This is a genomic window from Planococcus sp. SSTMD024 (genome assembly GCF_041320495.1).
Classification (GTDB): Bacteria; Bacillota; Bacilli; order Bacillales_A; family Planococcaceae; genus Planococcus.
The window spans coordinates 325273-349622 of record NZ_JBGGNS010000021.1; the positions used below are offsets into that span (position 1 = coordinate 325273).

The window sequence follows — 24350 nt, forward strand, 5'->3', positions numbered from 1 at the left end:
GAGACATGCGTCCGGCTGATTTGCCGGGCGTTTTTTCATGGGAGAAATGAGGAGATGAAATGACGAAGCGCATATTGGTCGTCGGCGCCGGCATCGGCGGATTGACGGCCGGATCCTTGCTGGCGAAAGAAGGTTATCAGGTGACCGTGCTCGAAGCCGCTGCAGAACTCGGCGGCTGCGCCGGAAAATTCAAACGCCACCGGTATTTATTTCCGGTCGGCGCGACACTCGGCATGGGACTCGAGCCCGGCGGCATTCACGAACGGGTCTTCCGCCACCTCGAAAAGCCGATGGAACTCAAACCGCTGGAGCGCGTGATGGAAATGGTCCACCCGGCAGGCACCTTCGTTTTCCATAAAGGCCGCAGCACGCATGTCCGCGAACTCGCGGCCCATTTTCCGGAGCACAAAACCGCGATTCTGTCGTTCTATGCGGAATTGTACCGGACGGCGCGCATCACCCGCACCTTGATGGGGCCGCTGCCAGCGCTGCCGCCTGCCAACACGCAGGAATGGTCGGCATTAATGAAAGCCTTGCGCCCGGTTCATTTGCGGCTGCTGCCGAAATTCCAGCTGACGCTCGGGCAAGTATTGAAAAAACATGGCCTCCACGAACTCGATGCGTTCCGCCATGTGCTCGATGGGCTGTTGATCGACAGCATGCAGACGACGACGGAAGATGTCTCGTATCTGCTCGCGGCAGTGGCGCTCGATATTTACCACGAAGGTGCGTATTACGTGCCGGGCGGCTTGTATCGTTTCGCGGAATTGATGGCGGACAGCATCAAGGAAAACGGCGGCCAAGTGAAAAAACCGCGCACCGTCCAGACGCTCGAACACAAAGACGGCACCTGGCACGCTGTCGACCAGCGCGGCAATCAATACGAAGCGGATGCGGTCGTCTTCAATGCGCCGATCCAGTTATTGACGGAACTCTTGCCGGCTGATCATCACCGCAGGTTGAAGCGCCCGCTGCAAGAAGGCATCGAAACCGAAACCTGGACGACTTTGACTTTGTACTTGGCAATCGACGCCGACAAACTCACAGAGCCGCTTCCCGAGTTCCGCCAGCTCTCGAGCGGCGCGGCCATGGACGAAGGGCATCATTTCTTCATGTCGGCATCACGCATGGATGACCAGCTGCGCGCGCCCGAAGGCTTCCAGACGGTGACCATTTCGACACACTCGAAGCCCGGCTATTGGCAGACGCAGGAAGAGTATGAAGCGACGCGTACAGAACTCACGGAGCGCATGCTCGGCTTGATCGAACAGCACATCCCCGGCTTCCGCTCGGCGATCGTTCATTTCGAAAGCGGCGCCCCGCTCGCCTGGCAGCATTATACCGGACGGCCGAACGGCTATGTGGGCGGCTTCGCGCAGACTTTGGACGCAGCATTGTTCAAGTCCATCTCGCACCATAGCGGGTTGCCGGGGCTGTATTTGACAGGCGACCACATCTTCCCGGGCGGCGGCACGATCGGCGTTGCAGCGAGCGGCATCCACTGTGCGCGTTCGATTTCCGGAAAAGCCTTGCTCTCGTAAAAAACACCCGCCCTCAGGTTTGAGGGCGGGTGTTTGTCATTTACGATATGCTCTGCGGTGACATCACTAAATCGCCGTTTACTGTACTTGTCCCGCATTCAAGATCTGTGTCCAGTTTTCACCAGCATCCTGCGTCTGCCATGCATGCCCTTTGGCGGTATAAATGGCCAGCTGCTCCGGATTCCCTGGATGCTGCGCAATGTAGACAACACCATCTTCCGTCATCTCCGGCAAGGAAACTTCCTGCTCCTCACCCGACAGACCGCGTTTCACCAGTTTGGCGTCTTCGCTGTACGTGCCGTAATAAAGCGCGTCTTCACTGAAGAATGCAGCGGTTCCGAGTTCGCCTTCTGTGATGCGAGTAAAGCTCTCGCCGCCGTCTTCTGACAAGAAGATGCCCTGGTTCGATGCCGCTGCAATCATCATCGAATCGTCTGGGTGCATCGCAAGATAGGTCACTTTCCCGTCCAGCCCCTCTGCTGCCGTTTGCTGCCAGCTTTCCCCGGCATCGTCGCTCCGGTGGAAGCCGGTGTCCATTTCGGAATTCGGCTGCGGATTAAAGACGAACAGGTTGTTAGTATTGTAGCCGACTGCCATTTCATGGAAATCCGTTTCCCCTTCAAATCCGAGGTCTTCGAATGTTTCTCCTCCGTCATCGCTGCGTTTGATGCCGATTGGGTTTTGCATGCCGGATTGCATATCAGGATGCCCTGAGGACACAAAACCGGTCGCTGTCGCGTTAAAGCCCATGAAATCATGGTACTGGTCTTCTATTTCTGTCCATGCTCCGTTGCGTTGCACTTTCAAGCCGTGATGCGAAGCGAAATACAAGCCGCCATTTTCTTCAATATACCCCATGCCGTGGACGTGATCCATCACGCCGTCAAACGGCACTTCGAGCTCCATCGCCGCACTGTCCACAGCCGAAGCTGTTTCTGTTTCTTCCGCTGATTCAGGTGCGGTTTCCTCTGTCTCGTCAGTTTCCTGTTGGCCCGTTTCTGCGCCGCAAGCTGAAATGAATAGCCCAGCTGCCATCACCGGCCATAACCAGTTCTTTTTCATCGCCCGATCTTCCTCTCTCTTGTGCTGTTTCTATAGTTTCATGGACCGAATGAAAGGTCAACTAATTGCTCAAAATGATGCATCTTTGTCACAAAATACATACTCCGCCGCGTATCGGGTATGTGGCAAGTAGAACCAGATTTTCAGGAAATGAGGGAATTGCATGATCAGGAAAAAACTCATGATGGGCAGCGCATCGCTCGCAGCAGCTCTGACCCTTGCTGCTTGCGGAGGCGAGGAAACGGACAATTCAACCGCCCCCGAAGAGCAATCCGAAACGACGAATGAAGCGGGCGAAGTGCTCGAAGAGATCGACGACCCGGAAGAACGCGAGGATAGCGAGGCCCACGGGGGCATGGACCACTCGAGCGATGGCGAAGTGCCGGATGATTTGATGGAAGCCGATAATCCGACTTATGCCGTCGGGGATACGGCGACGATTCAAGCAGACCACATGCCTGGGATGGATGGTGCAACAGCAACCATCGCCGGCGCTTATGATACCGTTGCCTATAGCGTCAGCTACACGCCGACAGACGGCGGGGCAGCTGTCGAGAACCATAAATGGGTCATTCATGAAGAACTTGAGGATGCACCAGAAACCCCTTACGCTGAAGGCGATGCCGTGACCCTCGACGCTGACCATATGGAAGGCATGGAAGGCGCAAGCGCAGCAGTCGACGCCGCTGAAGAAACGACCGTCTACATGATCGACTTCGAAAATACCGAAACTGGCGAAGAAGTCGTCAACCATAAATGGGTTACGGAAAGCGAATTAACAGCCGAGTAACCAAAAAAACGCCTGGATTTTTCATCCAGGCGTTTTTAGTATGCCGAAAAAGCGATGTTTCCCCGGCATAAAGTCAATTCCACTTCCAACTCATCCGTCAGCAGCACGAGATCGGCATCCATCCCAGGTGCAATCCTGCCTTTCCGCGACAGGCCGAGCGCGGTTGCGGCATTGGCCGAACTCATCCGCACCAGTTCCGGCAAGCTGCATTTGGCCAATTCCCGAACATTGCGGATGGCGCGATCCATCGTCAGCACACTGCCGGCAAGCCGGCCATTTTGAATCCGTGCGCCCGTTTCATCGACCACAACGGCCTGGCCGCCGAGATCATACTTTCCATAACCGAGGCCTTTGGCGCGCATCGCATCAGTAATCAAGATCAAGCGCCCCGCACCGATCTGCCGGTACGCCAGCTCTACCGCCGCTGGATGGCTATGGATCAAATCCGCAATCAATTCAACGTAGAATCGCGCATCGAGCATGGCCGCACCCACCACACCCGGTTCGCGGTGATGAAACGCCGACATTTGATTGAAAAGATGGGTCATGTGATTCGCTTTCGACGCAATCGTTTGTTCATAAGTCGCGGCCGAATGCCCAATGGAGGCAATGCACCCCGATTCAACGAGCGCTTCGATAAATTCTTCCGCTCCTTCAAGCTCCGGCGCCACAGTCACGATGCGGATATTGCCGCCGCTCAATGCTTGCCACTGTTCGAATAAAGCAAGATCGGGCTTCCGGAAATATTCAGGATTTTGCGCCCCGGCTTGTTCCGGAGATAGAAATGGCCCTTCGAGATGAATCCCGAGCAATTGCGCTTCCCCGCTCGCGCTTCTATACTTCCCGGCCGTTTCGACAGCACGGGCGATTTGGTTCTCGGTTTGCGTCATCGTCGTCGCAACAAATGCCGTCACGCCTTCTTTCGGCAAAGCATGCGCCATCCCGGAAAGTGCTGAAGCATCGGCGTCCATCACGTCGAACCCGTTCGCTCCGTGTATATGGATATCGATAAATCCAGGCATCAAGATTTTTCCGCGACCGTCAATTTTTCTGGTGCCCGTTTCGATCGATGCACCCACCTGTTGGATACGCCCGTCCGCGACCAGCACATCCGCCCGCTCTGCACCATCCACATTGACTACTAACACATCCTTGAATACTAACTCTTTGCCCACTTCAAGACCTCCTTCTACGAAAATGATCCTCATCTTTGTTTTCTGCTCCCACATATTACTTGCTGTCTTTATGGCTATTATACAGGATGGCGCTAGTTGTCTTGTCTATTGATGAATGAACCGAATGCGGCTTGTGGAAATATTGGAGATAGCGAGGGTTTTCGTGTCGTATTGTTTCGGGGTTTCAATGGAGCGACATCTTTGTATTCGCCGTCCTGCTTGGGGTTGGCCTCTCGCCATAAGCCTGTCTTACGGCATCGGCTCACCCTTGGCGCTGGACGGCTTGGAGATTTCGTTGTATGCAGCTTGTTTAAATGGATCTGCTTCTTTATGCAGGGCTAGAGGGGTAATCGCTTCCAGGAGGACAGCGTCTGACAAATAGGTGCTTGAACCGAGAAGTTTGCTGGAAGATTAGGAATTAAAGTCGCATTCTCTTCGAACCACATGTATGAGCTACATAACATGACGCATTTCCACATTTCATATTGAACGGATTGAAGAAACTATTCACCACTCTAAAACTAAAGACGGAGTGGAAGGGGGCGACGCCTGGGGGACCGAGCGAGCTGGCGAGACAAAGGTGGCGCTTTTTGCCACCTTGGCTCAACACCCCTCCCCATACCCGGGCAGCTGAAAACGCGACGTCCTGTCGCATCAGCTGCATGACCCGCATCCTGCGGGCCCCAAGCAGCCCCTGTAACGTAGTTGAATAGCGAAAGCTATTCAACTTACTTATTTTTTTAAAAGCTTTGATAACCCTTCGTAAAACATACGATTAAAGCACAAAAAACCGCCAGGAAAATTCCTGGCGGTTTCGGCTTCATTTCATTCTTCAGGCCGTTTTTGGCGACTGATTTTTCTTGCGTGCATTCATGTAATTGAGGGCGAAGATTCCGAGCACGATGATTAAGCCGATCGTATCCGTCAAGGTTTCCGGGAAGATCGTCATCAATGCCCCGGCGCCGAGAAGAATTCTTGTCACGATATTCATGCGTGTCTGGAAATAGCCTTCTGCTGCAGCACTGAGTGCGATGATGCCGATGATCGCCGTCACCGTGATCATGAGTATTTCAAGTATTGGCGGCAATGCGAATTCCGTCGCGTTGACAGCCACATCGGTCGTATCGATCATCAGCATCGCTGGGTTATAGACAAACAGGTACGGAATGATGAACCCGGCGATCGCGAGCTTCAAAGCATTGAAGCCGGTGCGCATCGGATCCCCTCCCGACACCCCGGCCCCCGCAAAGGCGGCCAGTGCAACAGGAGGCGTGATGTTCGCGAAAATCCCGAAGTAGAACACAAACAAATGCGCGACAAGAACCGGGATGCCGAATTCAGCAAGCGCCGGTGCTGTCATCGTCGCTGTAATGATATACGCCGGGATGGACGGCAAGCCCATGCCAAGCACGATCGATGCGAGCATGGTCAGGAACAAGGTCCAGAACAGGGAGCCTGCACCGAACGCCGTGATGGCAGACGTCATGACCGTTCCGAAGCTCGTCAGGCTGACGACGCCGATGATGATCCCGACGACCGCACAGGCGATCATGACGGAAAGCGATTGGCGCGCGCCGTTTTCGAGCGCTTCGAGGATATCGCGAACGCCCATGCGCGTCGATTTGCGGAACGCCGCGACGACAACGGTCAGGACAATCGTATAGAACGCAGCATAAGCGATCGGCATGCCGGTATAGAGCATGAACACAAGCCCCACGATTGGCAACAGCAGATGCCCTTTTTCTTTCAATACTTCTTTGGTGCGCGGCAAGTCGGCTTTCGGGATGCCGCGCAAGCTGTCTTTGCCGGCGCGGAAATGGACTTGCATGATGACCCCGAGGAAATACAGGACCGCCGGCAAGAGTGCAGCGAGTGCAATCGTGCCGTAGGCGATGCCTGTCGTTTCCGCCATGATGAAGGCACTTGCCCCCATGATCGGCGGCAGGATCTGCCCGCCGACTGAGGCACTTGCTTCAACGGCGCCTGCAAAGTTTTTATTGTAGCCGATTTTTTTCATTAACGGGATCGTAAAAGCGCCGGTTCCGACGACGTTTGCAATCGCGGAGCCGTTGATGCTTCCCATGAAGCCGGACGAGATGACCGCGACTTTCGCCGGTCCGCCTTGCTTGGATCCGGCAAGTGCCATCGCCAAGTCATTGAACAATTGGCCCATCCCTGATTTCGCGAGGAACGCGCCAAACAAGATGAACAGGAAGATGAATTGCAAGGAGGCGGAAATCGCCGTCGAGTACAAACCTTCCGTCTTTAAATACAATTGGCCGAAAATATCGCCGAGGTCAAACGGGCGTGTCATGAGCATATCCGGCATCCACAGATTGTGGCTGATGAACGGATAGACGAGGAACACGAGCGCAAGGATCGGCAGGATGATTCCCGTCACGCGGCGCGCCGCCTCAAGTACCAGGACGACGGTCGCGATGGCCATGATGATGTCGAGCGTATTCGGAATCCCGCCGCGCGTCGTCATGATGGCGTCGTATTCGTAAATCAAATACCCAGCGGTCGCCAAGCTGAATAAGAATAAAATCCAGTCATAGAACGGGATGCGCGTCTTGTCCTGCTTTTTGAATGCAGGATAGACCAGGAACACAAGCCCCATCCCGACGGCGACGTGAATCGAGCGCGCCTGGAGTGCAGGCAATGGATTGAATGTCACCCATAGGTGATAAAGGGAATAAGCGATGGCAATCGCCGCGATGGCGAAGACGATATTGCGGCTGCGCAATTTGCGGACTTTGGCGTCCACATCGTATTTCTCCAGCACTTCCTGGTTGACGGATTTGTCGTCGGGATGCGCTGACACGCTCTCGATATCCAAATCCCGGTTGTCTTTGTTCATAATGTCTTCCCTCCTACATAATTCCATAAATGAATATACTCGACCGAAATGCGGAATGTTTCGTAATCATCGGCTAAGGCATGCAGCGGGATTTCCCGGCCGCCTGCACGGATCAATGTCTGGGCATTTTCCGAAACGGTCAAATTCAGTTCTTCGAATTCCCGGTCGATCTGCATATGGACGAATCCGTCATCCGACGGCAAAATCGTGCCATCTGACGGCACCCCTGCCCCGAATGTCTTGAAATGGGTTTCCGTCAACAACAGCGTCTGCCCGTTGCGTTCGTAGTATTCGCGCCATTCTTCTTTTTCAACCGAATGGACCCACGACAATTCGAACGCCTCTTCCTTCAAATAAAACCGCTCGCCATCCGTTTCAAAGGCAATGACCGGCAGTTTTATCAGCAGGAAAAAAAGGAGCACCGCAATGAATGCCCCTCCCCCCAAAAGCTTTTTATTGTTCACTATAGTAGCGTTCAGCGCCTGGGTGCAATGGCGCCACTAGGCCTTCTTGCGCTTCTTCAAGCGTAATGTCGGTTGCTGCCTGGTGGGAATTCCCGAGTGTTTCCAGGTTGTCGAAGAAGGTCTGCGTCAATTTGTAAACATCGTCTTCGCTCATATCCGAACGGACGACCAAGGCGTTCATGATCGCTGCAGTCGGAACCGCTTCTTCGTTTCCATACGTATCTGCAGGGATATCAAGCGCGATGAAATAACTCTTATCCTGTGCAATTTCCTCTACATCGGCAGGGTCGATCGACACCATGCGAATATCGAGCGTTTCAGAAAGCTCAAGAAGTGATGCGTTCGGCAAGCCGCTCGTCAGGAATGCTGCGTCCAATTGGCCTGCACGCAAACCGTCAGCCGCTTCTGCATAGCCGAGGTAATCGACTTGGATATCGTCATATGTGATGCCATGTCCTTCGAGAAGTGTGCGGGCATTGACTTCGACGCCGGAGTTCTGGTCACCGACGGCAATGCGTTTGCCCACAAGGTCATCGAAAGTTTCGATGCCGGAATCCGCTGTTGTCACGACCTGCACGTAGTTCGGATACAATGCCGCGATCTGGCTGATTTTGTCTGTCGGCTCCGTGAAGCTTTCTTCTCCTTCAACGGCCTGGCTGACCACATCGCTCATCGTGAACGCCATTTCGATTTTATCTTCCTTCATTAAGTTAACGTTTTCAACCGATGCGCCGGTCGTCTGGGTCCGGGAGTTGACGCCGTACTCGTTGCTGTACACATCTGCAAGTGTGGAGCCGATGATATTGTAAGGGCCGGATGCGCCGCCCGTTGCAATCGTCACGATGTTCGAGTCAAGGCCTTCTCCTCCGCCCTCGCCGCCGGATCCTTCTTCTTCACCGCCGCCGCATGCAGCAAGCGTCATCGCGCCAGCGACTACAGCCGTGAAAGCGCTTAATTTATATTTGTTCATATGTTCTCCTCCTAATAGCTTTTTCACTATTATAAAGGACAATTTCCTTAAATAAAAGGCAATATTGCATATTCTCAGTTTTTATAAAGTTTTCTGAATACTTATTCACCTAAACTATCCCATTATCAGTAAATACTAAGAAATCCTGACTTATATTGGATTTCTTAAGACATTCACTGCATATTAAATGCTTCAGCCAATAGACGAACGGTGGCCAGGCGGGCTTGATGGCCGGCGATATTCGGAATGATGGTGATCTCGTCGGCCCCGAATTGGCCGGCGATGTCTTCGATTTGCCGCTTGACTTGATCAGCCGTGCCAACAAGCATGCGGCTCCGGTTGCGTTCGACACGTTCTTGTTCCGCTGTGCTGAGGCGCCGCTTTTCAGCGGTCTCGACCGACGGGTAATACGGCGGCTGGAAATCGGATTCGACAAACAACAGCCATAAATCGAATGCCTTGGCGAGTTGTTCGGCTTGTTGTTCCGTCTCGCCGACAATGGCGAAAACGGCGATGGCGACATGCGGCTGTTCACGCAATCCGGACGGGGCGAACGTTTCCCGGTAGCGTCCAATCGCATCGATTCCTGCTTTTTCAGGGCGGGCAAAATGTGCGTAAGCATAAGCCATGCCCCGTTCAGCCGCGAGTTTTGCCGAGCCTTCGCCGGTACCGAGCAGCCACAGTTCCGGCGCTGTCTCTGTGATCGGCGTCGCTTTCAATTTCTGGAAGCGGTGTTCACTGTCCACATCATCGCTGAAATATTTCTCCAGGTCAATGAGCTGCTGGGCATAAGAAACGCGCTTGCCTTTTGATTCATTGAGCGCTTGGTTGACGAGCCGAAAGCTTGGCGACCGCCCGATGCCGAGATCGATTCGGTTGGGGTGCAGCGCTTCAAGCAAACGGAAATTCTCCGCCACTTTATAGGCGCTGTAATGCGGCAGCATGACGCCGCCAGAACCGATACGCAGGCGTTGGGTCAGTGTCGCGAGGTGCATCATGAGCATTTCCGGTGAACTGCCCGCGACCGAAAACACTTGATGGTGTTCCGCGACCCAGTAGCGCTTGTAGCCCAAATGGTCCGCAAGCTGTGCCAGTTCCGCTGTCGAACGAAGCGCAGAAGCCGCCGTTTCGCCTTCATCAATCGGCGAGTAATCCAAAATATTCAAGACGGTCATACGTCCGCACCTCCTTTAACTCTCTACTCTTCATCATACCACTCGAGCTCATAGAAAAAACGAACCGGGCCTTCCTGGTTCGTTTTCATCTTGTCGAGAAAGTGAAGAAGCCGTATTTTCCGAAGCTTATCACTCGCTTTCCGCGGGCGGGAATCGAGCCTCCTCGTCACTAACAACGTTGCTCAACTCTCACTGCGTTTGAGCATCGCAAATGAATGTGCTCAGCGATGCTTCGCTCATTCATTGCCTGCGGGGTCTCTCAAACCCGTCGCTTCGCTGCTCCCGCAGGAGTCGAGTGAACGCTTCTCCAAATACTGAGATAGATTATCGATTTTTAAATCTGGTAACACTAACTGCTCTTATCATAAGTTGCAATAGTTATTACTTCTTTAATAATTTTAAAACGGACCAGGCTTCCCCGGTCCGTTGCCTTTATTCTACGTTGAAATAGCGCGCATCCGGGTGGGCGAAGACAATCGCCGATACCGATGCTTCCGGGTCCATCATGAATTCTTCCGTCAAGTGGACGCCGATGTCTTCCGGTTTGATGAGGCCGAACAGTTTCGACTGGTCCTCCAGATTTGGGCAGGCCGGGTAGCCAAACGAGAAGCGCTGGCCTTGGTATTTTGCCGCGAACCGGTCGCGCATCGAGAAATCCGTCGCGTCCGGGAAGCCCCATTGGTCGCGGATTTCCTGGTGCATGCGTTCCGCGAAACCTTCTGCCAGTTCCAAAGCGGTCGCCTGCAGCGCATGGCTCTCGAGGAAACGCCCCGCTTCTTTCAAGCGCGTCGCTTCCGCACGGACGCCGTGCCCTGCCGTCACTTGCATGAACGCGACATAATCCATCTCGCCGCTTGCCGTTGATTTCAAATAATCGGCCAGGCACAGGAACGGCGCTTTTTGTTGACGCGGGAAGGTGAAGCGTTCGATTTCCTTTTGAGCGTCTTTCGGGTCGTAGATGACGACATCGTCGCCGTCCGATTGCGCCGGGAAGAATTGATACATCCCCGCCGGCTTCAACAAGCCCGATTGAAGAAACTTCGTCGCGAGTTCGTGCAGTTCCACCGCCCTTGCATCGCCTTGCTGCAACAGTTTGTCGCTGTAACCGCGGAGCCCCAAGTGATGGCCGATCAATGTGCGCATATTGACGTATGGATACAGATGCGCCACTGAATACTCTTTCGAGACATGCCGGCGCAAATCGTTCGGTACGTAAACAGGCGCATCTTCGCGCACGGTCTTGACCGGTTTTTCCAAAATGGCGACGGCGCTTTTTTCAGCGCGTGCCGCTTCCTGCGCCTGGCGTTTTTCCTGCTGGGCATCCAGTTCATCCAGCAAGACCGCTTTTCCCGCCCCGCTTTGCAGGCGGTTCGCAAGGTCCAGCCCTTGCATCGCATCTTTTGCGTAAATGACCGGACCGTCGTATTCCGCAGCGATTTTCGTTTCGGTGAAGCGCCGGGACAGGGCCGCGCCGCCAACCAAGATCGGCACATCGATATCCGCTTCGCGGAAATCCTGCGCCGTCAGCACCATCTGCTTGGCGGATTTCACGAGCAGCCCCGACAAGCCGACGATATCCGGCTGTTCTTTGCGGATCACTTCGATCAGTTCCGCCGGCGTCACTTTGATGCCGATGTCGATCACTTTAAAGCCGTTGTTCGACAAGATGATATCGACCAAATTTTTGCCGATGTCGTGGACGTCGCCTTTGACGGTCGCAAGCACCACTTTGCCTTTTCCGCTATCGTCTTCTTTTTTCTCCATGAAGCCTTCGAGATACGACACGGCCGCTTTCATGACGCCTGCTGATTGCAGCACTTCCGCGACGATCAGCTGGTTGTCGTTGAATAAGCGCCCGACTTCGGCCATCCCTTCCATAAGCGGGCCGTTGATGATCTCGAGCGGGTCTTCGTACAGCTCCCGCGCTTTTTCAAGATCGGGAATGAGCCCTTCTTTTGTGCCTTCGAGAATATAATAGGCGAGGCGCTCCGGCACGGTGTCCGGAATATCGTCCTCCGTTTTTTCCTTTTTCTTGTCGCGGTAGAAATCCGTGAAGTCCGCCAGGTTCTGGTCGGTCGTCTCGAACAATAATTCTTCCGCCATCTTCACTTCTTCTTTCGGAATCGACGCAAAACGTTCGAGCTTCTCGGTGTTGACGATCGCATAATCAAGCCCGGCTTGCGTGCAGTGGTACAGATAAACGGCATTGAGCACTTCGCGGCCGACCGGCGGCAAGCCGAACGACACGTTCGAGACGCCGAGAATCGTCAAGGCGCGCGGCAATTTCTCCTTGATGAGGCGGATGCCTTCGACCGTTTCAACCGCCGAGCCGATGTATTGCTCATCACCCGTTCCGACAGGGAACACGAGCGGGTCGAAAATGATGTCTTCGGGGGCGATCCCCCATTTTTCCGTCAGCAATTCGTATGAGCGTTCCGCAATTTCAAGTTTGCGCTCGCGTGTGACCGCCATGCCGATTTCGTCGATCGTGCCGACGACAACCGATGCACCGTATTTTTTTACGAGCGGCATGACCGCATCGAAACGTTCTTCGCCGTCTTCCAAATTGATCGAGTTGATGATCGCTTTGCCTTGGGAGAATTTCAGCGACGCTTCGATGACGTCTTCGTCCGTGGAGTCGATGACGAGTGGCACTTTCACTTTTTTGACGACTTCCTGCATGAATGCCGCCATGTCCTCGAGTTCGTCGCGGTCCGGGTTCGCCAGGCAAATATCGATGACATGCGCCCCGTTCTTCACTTGGGCGCGGGCGATTTCCGCCGCTTCCTCGAATTTTCCTTCAATGATCAGCCGCTTGAATTTGCGCGAGCCGATGACATTCGTGCGTTCGCCGACAAATAACGGGCGCATCGACTCGTCATATTCGAGCACTTCGATGCCGGATACCGCATGGCCATGGCTCGTTTCATTGCGCTCGCGCGGGGCCAGCCCGTCAACCGCTTCGCGCACCGCCGCGATATGCGCTGGCGTCGTGCCGCAACAGCCGCCGACGACGTTAAGCCAGCCTTTTTCAGCGAAGCCGCGCAGTTTTTTTGACAAAGATTCCGGCGTCTCATGGTAATGCCCTTCCTCATCCGGCAGCCCGGCGTTCGGGTAGCAGCTGACATAGCCTGATGACAATTCAGACAATGAACGCAAATGATCGGTCATGAATTCCGGCCCCGTCGCGCAGTTCAAGCCGACCGATAGCGGCTTGATGTGTTCGATCGACACATAAAACGCTTCGATCGTCTGTCCGGCGAGCGTCGTGCCCATCGGTTCAATCGTCCCCGAAATCATCACCGGCAATTCCACGCCGGTTTCTTCGAAGGCGTCGCGTATTGCGATCGTCGCCGCTTTGACGTTGAGCATATCCTGGCTCGTCTCAAGGAGCAATAGATCCGCGCCGCCTTCAATCAAGGCTTTCGCCTGGACCTGGAAGTCAGCTTTCAATTCATCGAATGTGATGCCGCCGGTTACCGACAAAGTTTTCGTCGTCGGCCCGAGAGCACCCGCCACAAAGCGCGGCCATTCCGGGGTCGAATATTTCGCCTGGCTCTTTTTGGCGATTTCGACTGCTTTTTGATTGATTTCCGCGGCGCGATGGCCGAGCCCGTATTCATCGAGGACGACTGGCGTGCCGCCGAAAGTGTTCGTGCAGATGATGTCAGCGCCCGCTTCGAGATAGGCGTCGTGCACTCCTTCGAGCACATCGGGTCGGACAATATTCAAGTATTCGTTGCAGCCGTCGTACTCCTCGCCGCCGAAATCCTCCGCAGACAAGTCCGCGTTTTGGATCATCGTCCCCATCGCGCCGTCAATGATGAGGATGCGTTTTTCGAGCTGCTGTTCAATTAGATGTTTAGGCATAGGCACGATCGCTCGCTTTCTTTAAATCTAGTTGTCGGATGTGGCGGATCAATTCCACCGTCATGTCGTAGCGCACAAATGGCGTGATCAAATAAATGCCGTTGAACAATTCCGCTGCCGTGTCGATCAGCTCTTTGGCAATTTGGATGCCTTCAGCCGTCGCTTTTTCCTTGTCTTCGCCGCAAGCCCGCATGCGGTCAAGTGCCTCTTCGGACAATTTGATGCCCGGCACTTCGTTGTGCAGGAAGTCGGCGCTGCGGATGCTCGTCAGCGGCATGACCCCAAGGAAAATCGGCGTGTCCAGATGCTTCGTTGCTTCGTGGATTTCGATGATTTTCTCTTTTGTATAGACCGGCTGTGAAATGAAGTAATCCGCCCCGGCTTCGATTTTCTTCTCGAGCCGTTGAACCGCCCGTTCCACGACGCGGACGTTCGGGTTGAACGCGGCAGCGACCGAGAAGTTCGCTTTTTTCCGCAGCGGTTTTCCGGAAAATGAAATGCCTTCATTGAGCTTTTTGATGAGCTGGATCAATTCCATGCTCGAGACATCATAGACGCTGGTGGCGCCCGGGAAATCACCGACTTTGGTCGGGTCGCCCGTGACGGCGAGTATGTCGTGGATGCCAAGTGCGTCAAGCCCCATAATATGTGATTGCAGGCCAATCAAATTGCGGTCGCGGCACGTAATATGCGCAAGAGGTCTGACATCCTGCTTATGCTTGATGATCGAACCCATCGCCATATTGCTGATACGCGGCGAGGCGAGTGAATTATCGGCCATCGTGATGGCGTCGATGCCTTCTGCGTCCAATGCTTTTGAACCTTCGAGGAATTTCTCGATATCCAAATGGCGCGGCGTATCCAGTTCGACGATGATCGTCCGCTCGGTTTTTGCTTTTTCGTGCAGCGGCTTGTCTTTTAACGCCTCCGCCTCGCGGATGACGATCGGCTTTTTCTCTTCGACTTTCTTTTCGGTGATCGGCTGCAAATGGCCGATGCGTTTTTTCACCGCTTCGATATGCTTCGGCGTCGTGCCGCAACAACCGCCAATGAGGCGCACGCCTTCTTCGCGCAGCAATAGTGCCGCACGGCCGAAATAATCGGCTTCCGATTCGTAGACGATGCGCCCGTCTTCGATATCCAATAGCGAAGCGTTCGGGTACGCCGACAAAAAGGCTTTTTCCGACAGTTCAACGCCTTCGAATGCCTGGATCGTGTGGTGCGGGCCAAGGCGGCAGTTGACGCCGACAATTTCCGCGCCGAGCGCATCGAGCCGTTTCAGCCCTTCGTTCAAGCTCATGCCGTTTTGCAGGATGCCGGGTTCGTGCATCGACAATTGGGCGATAAGCGGGGCGTCCGTCAGTTTCTTCAAATGCGTGACAGTCGCCGCCAGTTCCTCGAAATCGTAATACGTCTCGAGCAACAAGCCGTCCGGGTCGCCGGACAATAGATGCCGGGCTTGCTGGTCGACCATGGCGACGATCTCATCCAAAGTCGCATCACTTTTGCGGATGCCGCGGATGCCGCCGATTGTGCCGACAACAAACTGCCCGCCATCTTTTGCCGCTTTATTGGCGATGGCGATCGCTGCTTTATTGATCGCTTCGGTCTGTTCTTCGAGCCCGTAGCGCGCCAGTTTATGGGCATTCGCCCCGTAGGTGTTTGTTTGGATGATGTCCGCTCCGGCCGCGATATAGTCGCGGTGGATCTTTTCGATCACTTCCGGGCGCTGGATGTTCAATTCCTCGTTGCAGTATTCGATGCCGTAGGAGTACAACAATGTCCCCATGGCACCGTCCGCCGTCAGCATCCGTTTGTTCAGTTCATCTAATAACATGATTCGTCCTCCTCCGTCTGATTTTGCCGTGCAGCTGCGGACGCATCGATATGAAACAAAAAAAGCCTTCCATGAAAAAGAAGGCTTTACGATATCGGACTCGTTCCTTTTCATCTGCCAGGCGTGTGCCTGCTGGAATTAGCACCTGACCGCAAGCGGCTGGTTGCTGAAGCGTCATCGGGCCAGTCCCTCGACTTCTCTAGATAAGAATTCACTATGCAGTTTTCAGTATTCCCACATGATACCCCCTGCGGTGATTCGGGTCAAGCTGATTTATCAAAAAACAACGAACTTTCTGTTACATTCCTGATCTCTCACCAGGCATCCGGGACGCGCGGATTGAATTTGGCGGCTTCGACGGTGAATTTATACCAAGTGAAGGCTTGGCCGTCGATCATCCAGGTGATGTCGATGCGCCGCGGGATTTCGATGCCTTCGATGTTCTGCCATTCGTGCACTTCCGCAATGCACGGCAAGCGCTTGGCATCTTCCCCGATGTCCTTATAGCGCATCGCACGCGCCCGTTTCATGCGCCCTTTTTCGTCGAACTCGAAGGTCACATTGGCGGTCGATCCGTTATAGGTCATTTCCGCTTCCACGGAGTGATCCGTGCTGTTCAAGAAGCGCACGTACGGGCTGAACACGAGCCCCGGCAGCCACGCCATTTCCATTAAAAAGCGCTGCAAGGTGGATTCATCGAGCTTGCCATCCGGCATCGACCGGTTGATCGGCACCAGCCCCGCGAAACGGATGCGCATACCGGCGCGGCCGTCCCGGAAACTGTCGGACCCCGTCACGAACAGCCCATCCACTTTCATGCGTGCTTTCCAATAAAACGAGGGCGGTTCGACAAAGCTGTATTGCTCAGCGGTCGATTCGCTCCATTCTTCCTGTTCAGGCTTCATTTTCATCCAGCCCACTTGCTTAACATAAACGCCCATCACTTGTTCGCGCCCGATCGCGCCGCTTGCTTCCAGCCATTTGGCGATCGGTTTCGGGAGATTGTCCGTCCTCGCCTTCTCCACTTCCCCGGCATGGCGGACTTCCGGCCACGTCGGTTTGACGAGCCGCGTCATGTCTTTGTATTTTCGGTAAGCTCCGTATGCCCCAAGCGTCGTCAATGCTAAAACCGGCCATATGCGTTTCATGCCTCAGACCCCTTTCCGATTATGCTGCGCTGTTACGTTCAAGCTATCTCCTTGTGTATCTCTTTCGACACGGCAGCTGTTTTCCCTGCCTAGCTCGGCCAATAGAAAACGCCTCCGGAAGAGGGCCATTCCGGAGGCGTTTAAAATTCATCAGTTTAGATTTTCAAGAGCCGGTTCAAGATGTTCTTTCAATGCCGGCCCCATCGTTTGCGAATAAAGCGTCGTCAAATGATGTTCATCGCGGTAGACAAGGACATTGCCAACGACAGGTGGGCACGTATCATCCGTGCAGAAATACTCGGACAAATCGGCGAACGTCACATTGTCCGGAATGCCTTCTGTATTTTCCCACGGCACGACATCAGACAATGCTTTTTCCCTCGGCATGGAACAGTTCGCCTGGCTTAAGTTTTCCAAACACTTTGTCGGATCGACTTTCATGCGCGGATTGTCGCGTACGGCAAAAACAGCAGAGACCCCTTCAAAACGCTGCCATTTGTCGATATATCCGATAGGTACAGTATCCCCTTTTCCGACTGTTGCGGTCGTAAAGATCGTGTCCGGCGGATCTTCCAGCAAATGCTGTTCCAAATTATCGTTCCACTCCATACACGATTCGGTCAGCAATTCGCCGAAATCATCCGCGGTAAAACGGCACGCATCTTTAATATAGACATCGATGCGCATATTCAATTCTTCCGCGATTTCCTCGAGTGCCGGGAACCAATGCCCTGAATGCGAACCGCCGACCAGCGCCACCACATGATCTGGGTTTTCCGTCACGCCGAACGAACACTCTTTAATATCGGTGCTTTTGCCGCCCTTGGTCGTGCAATCATCCTCGCCGTAAAAAGTTGGCAAGTCTTCTTTCGCCGTCAGGAAATCGGGCTGTACATCAGCGCCTTTTGTCGGCTGGATGCCCTGTGAAACGGCGCGTGCGCCTGGATTATCTTCTGTTGTAAAACTGCCGCCTGTGCTTGCCTGTACCAAAACGCTCCATGACAAGCCAACGACTAGCGCCGGCATCATCATCGCTACCAGCACTTTCGACAACCGCCTTTTCGACTGTTTGACCGGCAATTTGCGCACCGGCGCCTCAACGAGACGGATCGTAATGACCGACAACGCAAAAGTCAGCGCCAAGATGCCCAAACCGCCAAATGCGGTAACCGTTTCCGTATTGAAATACGCATAATAGAACACCAGCAACGGCCAATGCCATAAATAAAAGCCGTAGGAAATGCTGCCGAAATATTGGAACGGCTTCGAGCCGAGCAATTTCTGCACGCCGAATGCCTGGCCGTTTTCAGCAGCGATGATGACCAGGATCACCCCGCCGGTCGGCAGCAATGCCGCAAATCCCGGGAACACGGTCGACACCGGCAGCACCATTCCAGTGAACGCGATGATCGCAAGCCCGGCCCAGCCCATGACGAGATGCGCACGGTCCGAAAACCTCAGATACGGCAGCAAGAGCGCAAGCATCCCGCCGAGGCTGAATTCCCAGACGCGCGCGAATGTATCAAAATACGCCCATGGCTGATTGACCGCGGTAATGTACACCGAATAGCTGAGTGAAGCGACGAAAATGACCGACAACACCGCAAGCAAAGTTTTGCGCACCGGCGTCTTCAATAGTTTCGTCGCCAGCAAATAAACAAGCGTGATGAGGACCGGCCATGTCACATAAAACTGGCCTTGAATCGACAGCGCCCAGAAATGCTGGAACGGGCTGGCTTCGTTATTTTGCCCTAAATAATCAACAGCGCTTTTGGCCAACTGCCAATTTTGGAAATAGAACATCGACGCGAACAATTCCGCAATCGTCTGGCGCCACACACTGAGCGGCAATAGAACAATCGACAGAATCGCAGAGACGACCATTACCGTAAACGCCAGTGGAAACAGCCTCTTCGCGAGCCCCAACAGATTTTCCAAATAATTGATGCGGCCATCGCGCACCATCCGTGACAAGAGAGATGTCGTGATCAAATACCCCGAGACGATGAAGAAGACATCGACCCCGCCGGATACCGATCCGACCCAAATATGATAGACTGCCACCAAAAGCGCTGCAACTGCCCGGATTCCTTCTAACTCCGGGCGGAAACGCTTATGAGGCACTCGTAAATCCGTCATTTGTTGTACCTCGCCATTCTTTAATTTTGCGGAAAAGGAATAACCAAAAACTAAAGATCATAAAATCTTTAAGGTTAATATTGAACTGGAAATTTTCGAATTATCAAAACCCATTCCTTGCCATTTGCAAGTGTAACGCAAGCATTTGGCAGTCTCAATAGCTTAGCCGATAGTCGAAATATTCTTTGCAAGAAAAAAACCCGCCATTTCAGGCAAGGTTTTCATTAGAATAAGAAACTGAACATCAATCCGGTGTAAGTCGCCGCAACAAACCCGAGGCCGAACGTAAACGACAGCCATTCGGGCAGCTGTTTGCGATAGCCCAGCCATTGCAAACCGAGGAAGATCAGGCCGATCGCCAGCATCAAGAACGCGTCAATATTCGGTGTCCATACCGCATGCACCGGCAGATACTGCGGCCCGGCGAACCATTCGACAAAAGGCGCGCCGCCTTCCATGCGGAACGTTTCGTTGATATTATGCGGCGGGGCGAGCTTGCTCATGAAGGCGGTGATTAATAACACCAACAGCAACAGCCAGCTCTCGACTTTAAGCCATGCGCGGTTCGGGGCATCGCTTCTGGATAAGACGGCATTGATGAACGCTGCGAGCAACAGCGGCACGATGCTCAAATGCTTCAAGAGCAAGAGCTGCCCGTAAGGCAAAATCCACGAGCTCGCGTAATCTTCCGGCGCCACAAAAAACAACATGAGCCAAATGCCGCTGCCGATCAATAGGATCATCATGGCAACAGAAAACGGCGTAAACCATTTGAGAAATGCGCGCCAATTGCGCCCATCGCCCAAAAACCAGGCAATGTGGATCAATACGCCCGCCCATAATACGAGCGCCAGAAAATGAAGCGCGTGCCCAATAAAGCCTTGCCAGTCCGCAATCGATGCAGCATGGCTCGCATACGCCACATTGAGCACGCTGAGCACGAGCCAAAACGCGCGGAACGCCCACGATCCGTCGCGCCACACCACGATCACCCATGCCACTGCCATCAAGACGCCGAATACGTAGCTTTGGCCGGCGCGAAATTCTGTTGCGACATCCATCAATGCCTGACCCGGCCCAAAACTTTCCGAAAGCAATAAAACCAGCTGGATGACAGGCGGGGCAAGCAATAGCGGAATAAGCGCAAGCGCCATCAAGAGCAGTTTTTTCGGAACCTCAACAAGCGGCTTTTTCTCCGATTTGACGCAGCGCAAGACAACATCCCCTGCCAGAAACACCAACACCACATAAAGAAAAAAATCCGACAGTGCGATCAACCAACTCATCGTTTTCTACGCATTAACACAACGGCAGCGACCAACAGGATAATGGCGAGGCCCGCGATGATCAAGGTCATGCTGGAACCGCCTTCTTCTGAAGGAACTTCCGAACCGCTCGCGGCTGCCTCTTCCATCTCTGCTGCTTCCGTTGTTTCCGTTTCATCAGCTTCCGGTTCAACCGTTTCTTCTTCAGCCGGCTCTTCTTGCGCCGCTTCTTCCTCGCCTGCCTGCAATTCAAAAGCAAGTGACCCTTGGATTGGGTGGCCATCTTCGCTCAGCACGTCATATTCCACGACATACGAACCGTCTTCCAGTTCCTGCGCCGGCGTCCCGACCAATTGGTCTTCCATTACAGCCACTTCACTGAAATCCACAGCGGTACCGTCCATCGTCATCGTCATGCCACTGCCCTGTTCGATGCCGGCGCTGAAATCGAGCACCACTTGTTCAATCGGCTCAGCCACAACCGCGCCTTCTGCCGGAGTGGACGATTCAAGCACCGAATGCGCATGCGCTGTCATCGGCAAAACCAGTAATGCACTTAATAAAACCAAAGTCTTCTTCATAGGTAAGATTCCTTCTTTCTTGTTAGGTCAACTCAATTATTGCAACAACTCTTTTCAGCCTATTTCATTTGCACGCAAGAAACAAGAGCGGCGCATTTGGATTTATGAATTTTCTCTGAAGATTGGCAGCATAGGAAAAAGCCCCGAATGATTTCGAGGCTTTCTCTTTACAATCCACGAACTGCTTCCTGCGAAGTCTTTTCGCGCTTTCTCAAAGTTTCGGCAAGCAGGCTCACCGTGATCATCGACGTGAAGCCGAGGATCGAACTGAAGAACATCGCCTGGAAAACGTGCTCGATGACACCGGTGCCGGTCAAGATCATATAGCAGCCGGCACCGCTGACGACGGAAGCGATGGCGCCGGATTTATTGGCGTGCTTCCAGAAGTAGCCGAGGCTGATCGGGGCTGCAATGCCGCTGATGATCGCGGAGGTCCCGAAGTTCGTCAAAAGCGCCAAGGATTCCGGCCGGTTGATCGACATATAAAGCGACACGAGGCCGATAAAGACCAGCGACACTTTCGACGCTTTCAGCACTTTGGCATCAAGTTCCTGCTCCGTCAAATTCTTGTTTTTATAGAGAACCGGCACTGCCAGCACTTTGAACAAATCGTTGCCGATGCTGTTGGTGATGCCAAGGTACAGGCTGTCGGTCGTTGACAGGATCGCGGAAATCAAGCCCATGACGAGCAGCGCAACGATGACCACCGGGAAAGCTTCCATGATATACGCCGGAATGGCGCTATCAGCCGACGCGAGCCCCGGCAAGATGATGCGCGCGGCGAGTCCGGCGAACACCGAGAAGATCGATAAGGTGAACAAGGAGACGCCGGCGGATAAAGTGAAGGTTCGCAAGTCTTGTTCTTTTTCGACCGTCAGCACTTTATTCATCAAATGAGGCAATAGCACGAATGAAAACAGCAGCCACTGGATGCTCAAGATCGCGAAACCGCTATAGAACGGCCCGCCAGTCGACAGCGGCGAAACAAGTGCCGGGTCGATCGCGCGAAGTTCCGATTGCAGCGTGCCGAACACATTCCATCCGCCGCCGATCGTCCATAATAATGAGATGAATAACAATAGCGACACGACCGCCATCGTTGCCCCTTGGATGCCGTCGCTGACAATTTGCGCGAACGCGCCGCCGAGGCTCACGTAGACGACGGTGATGACGACGCCGATTGCGATGCCCCATAAATACGGAATGCCGATGACCGTCTCGAACATCGTCGCGAGTCCGACGTTCTGCCCGACAATGTAATAAATATTGAACAGCACCAATAAGGCGACGAGGACGCGCAAGGCTTTGCTGTTGTAGCGGTTGCCGAGCCACTGCGGGATCGTCAGGCTGCCGCCATTTTTCTGCCCGTAGCGCCAGAAAGCTTTCGTGAACAACAACAGCCCGAGCCATGTGACCCCAAAGCAGCCGATCGTATACCACAAAGTCGACAAGCCGTATGTATACGCCCAGCCCGGCACGCCGAGAAACAGGTTGGCACTGGCGTAAGAGGCGCCGAAACTCATGCCAACAACCGCCGGATTGACTTTGCCTTTCGCGATCGCAAAGCCTTTCATCGATCCGCTGTGGGCTTTGCCTTTTTTCCCGAGCCATGTCGTCAAGGCGAAATAGCCGACGAGCATCAAAGCAATCAGCGGCAATAGCCAAGTTGTATCATCCCCCATTCTGTTCGCCTCCTTTTGGTTTCGGTTTTGGATAGAGTTTGTTCCATAAAGTCAGCCCCGCGATCCAAAAGACGGCGACGGCGATCCAGTAAGCTGTCAGCATCCTCATTCCCCCTTCTAGTTGTTAACTGTTTCGTGCAATTGCTTGAACGTTCTGCCCGGATGATTGTCTTTCAAGTGCGCTTGGCCTTTGCCGTAGACTTTCTCACGGTATGTGCCGTCTGCGTATTCTTTCTGCACGAGCCCGCGTTCCTGCAAGACCGGAACGACCAGTTCGACAAAGTCTTCGAAGCTTCCGGGTGCGAGCGTATACGCCAAGTTAAAGCCGTCGACTCCGGTTTCATCTCTCCAGCGCTCCACTTCGTCCGCCACTTGCTCCGGCGTGCCGACTGCGACCGGCCCTCTTCCGCCGATGCCGACAAATGTCGCGAGTTCGCCGATCGTCCATTTTCGATCCGGATCGGCGCGCGTGAACACTTCCACCGCCGATTGCATCGCGTTGCTTTGGATGTATTCGAGCGTATCTTCCGGCTCGTATCCGGAAAAGTCGATGCCGGTCCAGCCGCTGAGCAGCGCGAGTGCGCCTTCGTAGCTGACATGGCTTTTCAAGGTTTCGTATTTCTCTTGCGCTTCTTCTTCGGTCTTGCCGACAATCGCGGTGAAGGTTGTGTACACCAACACATCTTCCGGGTTTCGGCCATTCGCTTTGATGCGTTCACGGAGTGCGTCGACGCCTTTTTTCACCACCGGAATCGTTGGCCCTGCCGTAAACACCGATTCGGCGTGCTTCGAGGCGAACTCACGGCCGCGCGGCGAAGCGCCTGCCTGGAACAATACCGGCGTGCGCTGCGGCGACGGTTCGGATAAATGCGCGCCCGGCACTTTGAAGTATTTGCCTTCGTGGCGGATGTCATGGACTTTCGCCGGGTCGGTATAGACTTTCGATTTTTGATCACGGACGACCGCGCCGTCTTCCCAGCTGCCTTCCCATAACTTGTAGCAGACGTCCAAATACTCGGCCGCGAATTCATAGCGTTCGTCGTGGCTCATTTGGTCATCGAGCCCGATATTCACTGCAGCACTTTTCAAATAGGAAGTGACAACGTTCCAGCCGATGCGCCCTTTTGTCAGATGGTCGAGTGTCGACATGCGCCGTGCGAAGGTGTACGGATGTTCGTGGCTGACAGAAGCCGTGACCCCGAAACTCAAATGCTCCGTCACTGATGACATGAGCGGCACGACCAGTAGCGGATCATTGACCGGCGTCTGCACCGCATTGCGTAATGCGGCATCGCGCGTGCCGCCGTAGACATCGTAGGTTCCGAGCACATCGGCCAAAAACACCGCGTCAAATCTGCCTTTTTCCAATAGTTTCGCAAGTTCGATCCAATATTCGCTGTCCTTATACGTATGCGACCGGTCGTCCTCATGCAGCCACAACCCCGGCGACTGGTGCCCGCCTGCGCACACCATCTCAAAAGCGTTCAAATAAATCCGTTTCTTCGTCATCGTCAAATTCCTCCTTTTGAAATCGCAATTTCCGCAGCCCTCTGTAGAAAATAAAAATAGCCCTCTTTTCTCTGAAAACGAGAAAAGAGGGCTATTTGAATGGTCGGGTCCGCTCTCTTATCTCCCAAGGAATCTCTCCTTGCTGGAAGTAGCACCTTCCTGATTGATATCAGGGGTTGCTGAAGCGTCATCGGGCCAGTCCCTCGGCTTCTCTGGATAAGATTATTAAATTAATCCCTATCTTAATACTAGGAAATAGAGAAGTCAACCGAATATTTAAAA

General features: G+C 53.8%; 16 protein-coding genes and 2 riboswitches. Of the genes, 2 read left to right on the forward strand and 14 right to left on the reverse strand.

Annotated elements, in window-relative coordinates; all coding sequences use genetic code 11:
- Positions 1 to 59: 59 nt before the first annotated feature.
- Positions 60 to 1541 (forward strand): phytoene desaturase family protein, encoded by a 1482-nt coding sequence (locus AB9R92_RS08630; protein ID WP_370669056.1) that lies wholly within the window; start codon positions 60 to 62, stop codon positions 1539 to 1541.
- 78 nt (positions 1542 to 1619) lie between these two features.
- On the opposite strand, the gene AB9R92_RS08635 is transcribed toward AB9R92_RS08630, so the two are convergent.
- A complete protein-coding gene (locus tag AB9R92_RS08635; RefSeq protein ID WP_370669057.1) occupies positions 1620 to 2603 on the reverse strand; it encodes a F510_1955 family glycosylhydrolase in 984 nt (327 codons plus the stop codon).
- Between the two features lie 163 nt (positions 2604 to 2766).
- Between AB9R92_RS08635 and AB9R92_RS08640 the strand changes: the two genes are divergently transcribed.
- A complete protein-coding gene (locus AB9R92_RS08640; protein WP_370669058.1) occupies positions 2767 to 3393 on the forward strand; it encodes a YdhK family protein in 627 nt (208 codons plus the stop codon).
- Between the two features lie 35 nt (positions 3394 to 3428).
- On the opposite strand, the gene nagA is transcribed toward AB9R92_RS08640, so the two are convergent.
- The 13 genes from nagA to AB9R92_RS08705 form a co-directional block, all read right to left on the reverse strand.
- Positions 3429 to 4568 (reverse strand): N-acetylglucosamine-6-phosphate deacetylase, encoded by a 1140-nt coding sequence (gene nagA, locus AB9R92_RS08645; protein WP_370669059.1) that lies wholly within the window; start codon positions 4566 to 4568, stop codon positions 3429 to 3431.
- Positions 4569 to 5400: 832 nt separating this feature from the next.
- On the reverse strand, positions 5401 to 7455 hold the full coding sequence (locus AB9R92_RS08650; protein ID WP_370669060.1) for a TRAP transporter permease: 2055 nt from the start codon (positions 7453 to 7455) through the stop codon (positions 5401 to 5403).
- Positions 7425 to 7850, reverse strand: a complete 426-nt coding sequence (locus tag AB9R92_RS08655) for a DUF1850 domain-containing protein (protein WP_370669061.1) — start codon at positions 7848 to 7850, stop codon at positions 7425 to 7427. The genes AB9R92_RS08650 and AB9R92_RS08655 overlap by 31 nt, the downstream gene beginning before the upstream one ends.
- 31 nt (positions 7851 to 7881) lie before the next feature.
- On the reverse strand, positions 7882 to 8862 hold the full coding sequence (locus AB9R92_RS08660; protein WP_370669062.1) for a TAXI family TRAP transporter solute-binding subunit: 981 nt from the start codon (positions 8860 to 8862) through the stop codon (positions 7882 to 7884).
- Positions 8863 to 9035: 173 nt separating this feature from the next.
- Positions 9036 to 10037: an LLM class flavin-dependent oxidoreductase gene (locus AB9R92_RS08665; RefSeq protein WP_370669063.1), complete on the reverse strand. Its 1002-nt coding sequence runs from the start codon at positions 10035 to 10037 to the stop codon at positions 9036 to 9038.
- 432 nt (positions 10038 to 10469) lie between these two features.
- Positions 10470 to 13907 carry a methionine synthase gene (gene metH / locus AB9R92_RS08670; protein ID WP_370669064.1) on the reverse strand — a complete coding sequence of 1146 codons (3438 nt, stop codon included), beginning with the start codon at positions 13905 to 13907 and terminating at the stop codon, positions 10470 to 10472.
- The gene (locus AB9R92_RS08675; RefSeq protein WP_370669103.1) at positions 13900 to 15747 is read right to left on the reverse strand and encodes a bifunctional homocysteine S-methyltransferase/methylenetetrahydrofolate reductase; all 1848 of its coding nucleotides are present in this window, start codon (positions 15745 to 15747) and stop codon (positions 13900 to 13902) included. The genes metH and AB9R92_RS08675 overlap by 8 nt, the downstream gene beginning before the upstream one ends.
- Positions 15748 to 15851: 104 nt before the next feature.
- Positions 15852 to 15954, reverse strand: a riboswitch (SAM riboswitch).
- A 104-nt stretch (positions 15955 to 16058) separates the two neighbouring features.
- On the reverse strand, positions 16059 to 16892 hold the full coding sequence (locus AB9R92_RS08680; RefSeq protein ID WP_370669065.1) for a DUF6920 family protein: 834 nt from the start codon (positions 16890 to 16892) through the stop codon (positions 16059 to 16061).
- Positions 16893 to 17042: 150 nt separating this feature from the next.
- Positions 17043 to 19031: an acyltransferase family protein gene (locus tag AB9R92_RS08685; protein WP_370669066.1), complete on the reverse strand. Its 1989-nt coding sequence runs from the start codon at positions 19029 to 19031 to the stop codon at positions 17043 to 17045.
- Between the two features lie 224 nt (positions 19032 to 19255).
- Positions 19256 to 20317, reverse strand: a complete 1062-nt coding sequence (locus tag AB9R92_RS08690) for a copper resistance D family protein (protein WP_370669067.1) — start codon at positions 20315 to 20317, stop codon at positions 19256 to 19258.
- On the reverse strand, positions 20314 to 20877 hold the full coding sequence (locus tag AB9R92_RS08695) for a copper resistance protein CopC (protein ID WP_370669068.1): 564 nt from the start codon (positions 20875 to 20877) through the stop codon (positions 20314 to 20316). The genes AB9R92_RS08690 and AB9R92_RS08695 overlap by 4 nt, the downstream gene beginning before the upstream one ends.
- Positions 20878 to 21044: 167 nt before the next feature.
- Complete coding sequence (locus tag AB9R92_RS08700) at positions 21045 to 22559, reverse strand: sodium:solute symporter family transporter (protein WP_370669069.1); 1515 nt, start codon at positions 22557 to 22559, stop codon at positions 21045 to 21047.
- Between the two features lie 117 nt (positions 22560 to 22676).
- Positions 22677 to 24068: an LLM class flavin-dependent oxidoreductase gene (locus AB9R92_RS08705; protein WP_370669070.1), complete on the reverse strand. Its 1392-nt coding sequence runs from the start codon at positions 24066 to 24068 to the stop codon at positions 22677 to 22679.
- A gap of 114 nt (positions 24069 to 24182) precedes the next feature.
- Positions 24183 to 24291: riboswitch (SAM riboswitch) on the reverse strand.
- Positions 24292 to 24350 lie beyond the last annotated feature (59 nt).